The sequence below is a fragment of the Streptomyces sp. NPDC002130 genome (assembly GCF_040296465.1).
Taxonomy (GTDB): domain Bacteria; phylum Actinomycetota; class Actinomycetes; order Streptomycetales; family Streptomycetaceae; genus Streptomyces.
Genome location: NZ_JBEOXI010000318.1, coordinates 1 through 7,883, shown reverse-complemented (window position 1 = coordinate 7,883; position 7,883 = coordinate 1). Strand labels below are relative to the sequence as shown.

Below are 7,883 nucleotides of genomic sequence, written 5' to 3'. Positions count from 1 at the left end.
CGGCGCCCGTATCCAGGAGGGCGTCTCCGCCCTCGCCGGCTACGGCGGCATCTTCCAGCGCAACACCAAGGCCTCGGGCGTGATCCCGCATCGGCCAGAAGAACACCAGGCCGACGGCGAGGAAGTGCACCATCATCGCGATGTGGCCCGCCTGGGAGCCCATCAGGGTGTCGAAGATCGGGGTGAAGTACAGCCCGTACAGGCTCGCGATGAACAGCGGGATCGTGAACGCCGGGTGCGTGATGATCTTCATGTACCGGCTGTGCAGGAACATCAGCAGCAGCTCACGCGGCCCCTTGCGGCCCCGCCCCGCGGTGGGCAGCGCCCGCAGCGCCAGAGTGATCGGCGCCCCGAGCAGGATGAGGATGGGCGACACCATGCTGATGACCATGTGCTGCACCATGTGCACGCTGAACATGACCATGCCGTAGTCGTTCAGCCCGGTGCACATCATGAGCATGATGCTGAGCACGCCGAGGACGTAGGCGACCGTACGCCCCACCGGCCACTTGTCCCCACGCCGGACGAGCCGTACGACACCCCACCCGTACAGGGCCAGCCCGGCCAGGCAGGCGACGAGGAAGAACGGGTCAGCCGACCACTCAAGACCTCTTCCCAGCGTGAACGGCGGCAGATCCATCGTCATGCCGTGCCCGCTGTGATCCATTCCGCCGGCTCCTGTTTCGTGGGGGTGTGCAGCAAGTTGTCCGCCCACAAGAGTAGAACCGCCCCCGGTCACCGTTACGGCCGGGGGCGGTACGACGCCTCAGGGGCGCGGGGAACTGCGCGACAAGCCACAGGCGACCCGCACCCGGCTGACTACAGCACCCTCAGAGAACGCACTCCGCCTCTTCGTACCGGTCGTCAGGAACGGTCTTCAGCGTCTCCACGGCCTCCGCCAGCGGCACCATCACGATGTCGGTCCCCCGCAGCGCGGTCATCTGCCCGAACTCCCCGCGATGCACCGCCTCCACCGCATGCCACCCGAACCGCGTGGCCAGCACCCGGTCGTAGGCGGTCGGCGTACCGCCCCGCTGCACGTGCCCGAGGATCACCGGGCGGGCCTCCTTCCCGAGGCGCCCCTCCAGCTCCACGGACAGCTGCCGGGCGATCCCGGCGAACCGCTCGTGCCCGTAGATGTCCTTGCCGCCCTCGTCGAACTCCATGGTCCCGGCCCGGGGCTTGGCCCCCTCCGCCGCGACGACGATCGCGAAGCGCTTGCCCGCCTCGAACCGCTCGCCCACCCGGCGGGTCAGTTCCTCTATGTCGAAGGGCCGCTCGGGCACGACGATGGCGTGGGCACCGGCCGCCATGCCGGAGTGCAGGGCGATCCAGCCGGTGTGCCGGCCCATGACCTCGACCACCAGAACCCGCTGGTGCGATTCGGCGGTGGTCTTCAGCCGGTCCAGGGCCTCGGTCGCCACCCCCACGGCCGTGTCGAAGCCGAAGGTGACGTCCGTGACGGCGATGTCGTTGTCGATGGTCTTCGGCACACCCACGACGGGCAGACCGCTGTCCGACATCAGCCGCGCGGCCTTGAGCGTGCCCTCACCGCCGATGGGGATGATCGCGTCGAGGCCGAGCTCCTCGACATGGCCCTTGGCCCGCTCCACGCCGTCCCGCAGATGGGAGGGCTGGACCCGGGAGGACCCGAGAATCGTGCCGCCGCGGGCGAGGATGCCGCCCACCGCGTCCAGGTCGAGCTTGAGGTAGTCGCACTCCAGGAGGCCCTTCCAGCCGTCCCGGAAGCCGATGACCTCGTCGCCGTGGTCGACGACGGCGCGGTGCACGACGGACCGGATGACGGCGTTCAGGCCGGGGCAGTCGCCGCCGGACGTGAGGACACCAATGCGCATAGCCCGAATACCTTCTCAACGTGGGCCGGGGACCGGACCACGTTGTCCGGCTGGAATCCCCGCCACCCTAGCGGCACCGAGGGGCCGGACCGAAGCACGCGTCCGCCTGCTGGACGACCCCGCTCACCTGTGCGGATGGGTCGTCATACGGGCTGTTGACCAGCAGGTTGACGCGTACCTCGGGCACGCTGCGGCGCTGTGCCTAAGCGGGCTGCTGAGCAGCGGCGATGCGCTCGTTGCGCAGTGCCTCGTACCAGCGGTCGTCGGTCGGCGGCAGCGCGTTGACGTCGAGGGCCAGCTTCAGCAGCAGGTCCGCGATCAGCGGGTTGCGCGCGAGCACCGGCCCGTGCATGTACGTGCCGAAGACGGTGTCGTTGTACGCGCCCTCCGTGCCGTCGCCCGTGCCGTTGCCGTTGCCGAACCGCACCTGGGCGAGGGGGCGGGCGGTGGGGCCCAGGTGGGTGACGCCCTGGTGGTTCTCGAAGCCGGTCAGCGGGGGCAGGCCGAGACGCTGGTCGACGTCGCCCAGCACGTCACCGACGCACCGGGCGCCCTCGCCGCGCACCGACACCACGTCCAGCAGCCCGAGGCCGGGCTCGCGCTGACCGAGGTCGTTGATGAACTCGTGGCCGAGGATCTGGTAGCCGGCGCACACGGAGAACACGATGGCGCCGTTCTCCACGGCCCGGGTCAGGCCGCCGTCCCGGCGCAGCCGCTCGGCGGCGAGCCGCTGCGGCCGGTCCTCGCCGCCGCCGATCAGGTAGATGTCGCCGGAGGTCGGGATCGGCTGGTCGCTGCGCACGTCCAGCCGGGCCACGTCCAGGCGCCGCTGCTGGGCCCGGCGCTCGACGACGAGGACGTTGCCCTGGTCGCCGTACGTGCTGAGCAGGTCCGGATAGATCCAGACGATCCGCAGTTGGTTGTCGCTCACAAAAGTCCCCTGACGTCTCGTGCTCAGTTGCCGACGCGGCGGCGCAGGTCCTGGAACGCCGTGTAGTTGGCGATGACCTCGATCCGGCCCGGCGGGCACGCCGCCACCGCCTGGTCGAGGTTCTCGTAGACCTGGAAGTGCTGGTCGGCGACCTCCAGGCGCACCGCCAGGTCCAGCCGCCGGTCGCCGACGACGCAGATCGGGTGGCCGGTCAGGCGCGAGTAGTCGACGTCCCACAGCCAGGAGGTGTCGGTGCCGTCGGCGGAGCGCGCGTTCACCGACAGGATGACCGGGGTGGGCGGCGGGTCGATCAGGGAGAACGTCTCCAGCCAGCCGGCCGGGTTCTTCGCCAGCAGCAGCCGCAGGTCACGGCCCTGGAACTGGACGACGTCATAGCGCCCGGCCACCGCCTGCACCTGGTACATGCGCTCCAGCGCGACCTGCGGAGGCACCCCGAACACGGCGGCGACGGCGGCCGAGGAGGCGGCGTTGGCCTTGTTGGCGCGGCCCGGCAGCTGGAGGTGGATCGGCCAGGCCGAGCCGTGCGGGTCGAGCACGTGGTCACCGGAGAGCGCCCAGCTCGGGGTGGGGCGGCGGAAGCCGCACTCGCCGCAGAACCAGTCGTCGCCGGGGCGCTGCATCACGCCACCGCACGACGGGCAGGACCAGGCGTCGTCCTTCCACATCTGCCCTGCCGCGACCCAGATCACATTGGGGGAGGACGACGCCGCCCACACCACCAACGGGTCGTCGCAGTTGGCCACGACCACGGCCTTGGAACCCGCGAGTCCCTCCCGCCAGTTCTCGGCGAGCATGCGGGTCTCGGCGGCCCGGTCGAGCTGGTCGCGCGAGAGGTTGAGCAGGGCGATGCACTTCGGGGCGGTGTCCCGGGCGACGCCGGCGAGGTACTTCTCGTCGACCTCGATGACGCCGTAGCGGGCGTCGGAGCTGCCGGCGAGGGCCGAGGTGATGCCGGCCGGCATGTTGGCGCCGAGCGCGTTGGACACGACCGGTCCCGCCGCGCGCAGGGCCTCGGCGATGAGCCGGGTGGTGGTGGTCTTGCCGTTCGTCGCGGAGACCAGGATCACGTCCAGGTTCTGGGGCGAGCCGGGCGAGGAGGTCGGGGTCGAGTTTCAGCGCGACCCGGCCGCCGATCACCGAACCGCTGCCGCGCCCTGCGGCGCGCGATGCCGCCGCGACCGCCTTGCCCGCGGTCACGGCCAGCTTGGCCCGCGGTGAGAGCGGGTCCGAGTTGCCTGCCATCAGTTCTCGATCCTCCTTGCGTACGCGCCGCGCCTTGAAGCCTGACGGCCACGTGGTGTGGACCTCAGCCTATCGAGATCCATTCGCACTCCCGAACCGCGGCACTGTGGCGAACTCGTGTGGGAGACGCGGACCGACAGGACCTTACTCTTGCCGCCATGCGACACAGCTCCATCCCCGGCGCCCACGGCCGCGTGAGACCCCTCACCCTGCACGGCGATCCCATGCTGCACACTCCCTGCGCGGAGGTCACCGACTTCGGCCCCGAACTGGCCCGCCTCGTGGAGGACTTGTTCGCGACGATGTACGCCGCCCAGGGCGTCGGCCTCGCCGCCAACCAGGTCGGCGAGCCGCTGCGCGTCTTCGTCTACGACTGCCCCGACGACGAGGATGTCCGCCATGTGGGCCATGTGGTCAATCCCCGCCTGGCCGAAAAGGACGGCGTGGTGATCCGGGGCCCGGAGGGCTGCCTGTCCCTCCCGGGCCTGGAAGCGGGCACGGAACGCCACGACCACGCGGTCGTCGAGGGCTTCACGGTGACGGGAGAACCGGTCACCGTCCACGGCACGGGCTTCTTCGCCCGCTGCCTGCAGCACGAGTGCGATCACCTGGAGGGCCGGATTTTCGCGGACCACCTGAGCGGCTGGCGCCACCGCAGACTGATGCGGCAGGTGTCCCGGGCATCTTGGTGCCGGGGAGGGTGATCCGAACGACGGTCAGAACCCCGGCCCTCCGACCCGATCCCCCGCAGCCGCAAGCCGACCCCACAACAGGTCCGCCAAACTCCGCACCAACTCCGCACGAGAACAGGGCCGTTCCCCCAGCCACCAGTCCCCGGCCGCATGCATCATGCCGACGATCCCGTGCCCCCACACACGAGCGAGCTGCTGCCCGCCCGGCCCGAGATCCAGCCGCTCCTCGATCACCTGCGCCAGCTCCTCGCCCATCCGCCGCAGCAACGGCGCGCTGTGCTTGCCGACGTCGAACCCTGCGTCCCCCGGCTGGCCCCCCTCCGCGGGGTGCATCAGGAACCGGTACACCTGGGGCCGCAACTCGATCGCCGTGAGGTAGGTGTCCAGTGTCGCCTCGACCCGCTCCCGCCGGTCCGCCGGCGCGTCCAGCGCCGCCCGCAGTGAGTCAAGCAGGGCGTCCGTGTGCCGCATGGCAAGGGCGGCGTAAAGTCCGCCCTTGTCGCCGAAGTGCCGGTAGAGAATCGGCTTGGTGATGCCGGCCTCCGCCGCGATCGCGTTCATCGATGCCTGCGGTCCGTCGCGCAGCACCACTCGGTCGGCGGCCTCCAGCAGCTCACGCCGGCGGCGGTCGGCGGACCGTTGCTGATCGGTCCGCTGCGTGGTGTCCATGGTCTCTCCCCACCCGTGCTGTTTCCATGACGCCTGCGAAAACTAACACTGAAGCGTGCCCCCGACACCGAACGGGTGCCGACCGGTCGGTAGGAGTTGACTTCGACTACCCGCCGGTAACAGACTGGTGTTACCGCAAGTAACATGCATGTGTGCCGCTGGAGGGGACGACATGGCCGAGTTCACCATGGAGCTCAACGACGAACAGAAGGAGGTCCGGGACTGGCTGCACGGCTTCGCGGCCGATGTGATCCGCCCCGCGGCCGCCGAATGGGACGAGCGTGAGGAGACTCCCTGGCCGGTCATCCAGGAGGCCGCCAAGGTCGGCATCTACTCCCTGGACTTCTACGCCCAGCAGTACTTCGACCCGACCGGTCTCGGCATCCCCATGGCGATGGAGGAGCTGTTCTGGGGCGACGCGGGCATCGCCCTGTCCATCGTCGGCACCGGCCTCGCCGCCGTCGGCGTCCTCGCCAACGGCACCGAGGAACAGATCGGCACCTGGATCCCGCAGATGTACGGCGACGCGGGCGATGTCAAGGTCGCCGCCTTCTGCTCCTCCGAGCCCGACGCCGGCTCCGACGTCGCCTCCATGCGCACCCGGGCCGTTTACGACGAGGCCAAGGACGAGTGGGTGCTCAACGGCACCAAGACCTGGGCGACCAACGGCGGCATCGCCAACGTGCACGTCGTCGTCGCGGTCGTGGACGCCGAGCTCGGCTCCAAGGGGCACGCCTCCTTCATCGTCCCGCCGGGGACGCCGGGTCTCGCCCAGGGCCAGAAGTTCAAGAAGCACGGCATCCGCGCCTCGCACACCGCCGAGGTCATCCTCGACAACGTGCGCGTGCCCGGCTCCTGCCTGCTCGGCGGCAAGGAGAAGCTGGACGAACGGCTGGCCCGGGCGCGGGAGCGGGCCAAGGCGGGCGGCGAGCGCGTGAAGAACGCGGCCATGGCCACGTTCGAGGCCTCGCGCCCGGCGGTCGGCGCCATGGCCGTCGGCACGGCCCGCGCCGCCTACGAGGTCGCCCTCGACTACGCGAAGACGCGCGAGCAGTTCGGCCGGCCGATCATCGACAACCAGGGCGTCGCCTTCCAGCTCGCCGACATGCGGACGTCGATCGACGCGGCCCGGCTGCTGGTGTGGCGCGCCTCCTGGATGGCCATCAACGGCAAGCCGTTCACGGCGGCCGAGGGATCGATGTCCAAGCTCTTCGCGAGCGAGACGGCCAAGAAGGTCACGGCCCAGGCGATCCAGATCCTCGGAGGCAACGGCTACACCCGGGAGTACCCGGTGGAGCGGATGCACCGGGACGCGGCCATCTACACCATCTTCGAGGGCACCAGCGAGATCCAGCGGCTGGTCATCGCCCGGACCCTCGCCGGCGTACCCATCCGCTAGCGGTGCCGGAGCGGCGTCAGCTGCTCGATGTCGTAGCGCGCCCGCAGCTCCTCGATCGCCGCCTGGTCCGGCGGGCCCCCGCTGCCGAGGATCTCCAGCAGTTCCTCGAAGTACCGCTCGTGGTCGGGCGGCGGGCTCGCCTGGAAGAACATCTTCGCCGGTGTGCCGGTCGGGTTGGCGAACGCGTGCGGGCATCCCGGGGGCACGGCGATCACCGTCCCGGGTGTCGCCCGCACCACCCGGTTGCCCGAAGCGGACTCCCACGTCCGCCAGTTGTCGGGTGTACGGCTCCGCGGCTCGAAGGCGAGGACGTCCAGCTCGCCCTCCAGCACGTAGAACAACTCCTCGCTGCGGGTGTGCACATGGGCGCCGACATCGAAGCCCGGGGGCACGACCACCTCGAAGGTGGAGGCCATGCGGGAGTGCGTGCCGGTCACCTTGAAGGTGACGCGCTGGGCGGGGGTCTCCATGATCCGGCCGTGGCCGGGTGGGACCAGCAGCCCTTCCGTCGCCGTCATCGCCGGATCACCAGGTCACGGGCAGGGACTCGGGCCCGCGCAGCCGCGTGCCCGTCCTGAAGGTCAGTTCATCGGCCGGAACGGAGAGCCGAAGGCCGGGTACGCCGTCGAGGAGTGCGTCGAGCAGGAGCTCCGACACCATCCGGGCCGGCAGGCCGCCGGGCCAGTGGTGCGGGCCGCAGCCGAAGGAGACATGCAGGTCCGGGTCGCGGCCGAGGTCGCTCGTCCCCGGGTCGGTGAGGACGTCCGCGTCGCGGTGGGGGAGCCGGCGCAGCAGTTCGTCGACGGCCCGGGGACGGATCTCCGGTTCGGCGCGCAGCCGTTCGGCGATGTCGGGCCGGGTCAGAAGCACGTAGAACATCCGGACACACTGGTCGGTGACCGTCTCGCCGCCGATCCGGAGGAGGACCGCGAGACCGACCGCCTCGTCCAGGGTCACCTCCTCCCGGCCCACGGCGGCCCCGAGCAGGGAGGTGACGTCCTCGCCGCTGCCGCCCTCACGCAGGCCGATGAGATCGGAGAAGTAGGCGCCCATCTCCCTCCTGGCCTTCTCGC

The 7,883-nt window shown here is 70.5% G+C and carries 8 protein-coding genes and 1 pseudogene; 2 read left to right on the top strand and 7 right to left on the bottom strand.

From position 1 onward, the window contains the following. From ABT116_RS36675 to ABT116_RS36660, 4 genes and pseudogenes are all read right to left on the bottom strand, one after another. Window positions 1-667: cytochrome c oxidase assembly protein (locus ABT116_RS36675; RefSeq protein WP_351643182.1), on the bottom strand; the 667-nt coding region annotated here is incomplete at its 3' end. A 163-nt stretch (window positions 668-830) separates the two neighbouring features. After that, window positions 831-1,856, bottom strand: coding sequence for a 6-phosphofructokinase (locus tag ABT116_RS36670; protein WP_351643179.1), 1,026 nt, complete (start codon window positions 1,854-1,856; stop codon window positions 831-833). A gap of 202 nt (window positions 1,857-2,058) precedes the next feature. Then, window positions 2,059-2,787: a type 1 glutamine amidotransferase gene (locus tag ABT116_RS36665; RefSeq protein ID WP_351643177.1), complete on the bottom strand. Its 729-nt coding sequence runs from the start codon at window positions 2,785-2,787 to the stop codon at window positions 2,059-2,061. 23 nt (window positions 2,788-2,810) lie between these two features. Beyond that, a pseudogene (locus tag ABT116_RS36660) lies at window positions 2,811-4,050 on the bottom strand (DUF1727 domain-containing protein). 158 nt (window positions 4,051-4,208) lie between these two features. On the opposite strand from ABT116_RS36660, the gene def reads away from it, so the two are divergent. Further along, window positions 4,209-4,754 carry a peptide deformylase gene (gene def / locus ABT116_RS36655; RefSeq protein WP_351643175.1) on the top strand — a complete coding sequence of 182 codons (546 nt, stop codon included), beginning with the start codon at window positions 4,209-4,211 and terminating at the stop codon, window positions 4,752-4,754. Window positions 4,755-4,766: 12 nt separating this feature from the next. Here def and ABT116_RS36650 read toward each other — a convergent pair whose 3' ends face one another. Continuing rightward, entirely contained in the window at window positions 4,767-5,411 is a 645-nt protein-coding gene (locus ABT116_RS36650; RefSeq protein WP_053674268.1) for a TetR/AcrR family transcriptional regulator, read from the bottom strand. A 172-nt stretch (window positions 5,412-5,583) separates the two neighbouring features. Between ABT116_RS36650 and ABT116_RS36645 the strand changes: the two genes are divergently transcribed. Then, on the top strand, window positions 5,584-6,810 hold the full coding sequence (locus ABT116_RS36645; protein WP_351643171.1) for an acyl-CoA dehydrogenase family protein: 1,227 nt from the start codon (window positions 5,584-5,586) through the stop codon (window positions 6,808-6,810). Here ABT116_RS36645 and ABT116_RS36640 read toward each other — a convergent pair. Together ABT116_RS36640 and ABT116_RS36635 are read right to left on the bottom strand one after the other, a co-directional pair. Then, a complete protein-coding gene (locus ABT116_RS36640; protein WP_351643168.1) occupies window positions 6,807-7,328 on the bottom strand; it encodes a cupin domain-containing protein in 522 nt (173 codons plus the stop codon). The two genes, ABT116_RS36645 and ABT116_RS36640, sit on opposite strands and share 4 nt — an antisense overlap. A gap of 7 nt (window positions 7,329-7,335) precedes the next feature. Continuing rightward, on the bottom strand, window positions 7,336-7,883 hold a 548-nt coding region (locus ABT116_RS36635), incomplete at its 5' end, for a cytochrome P450 family protein (protein WP_502983998.1).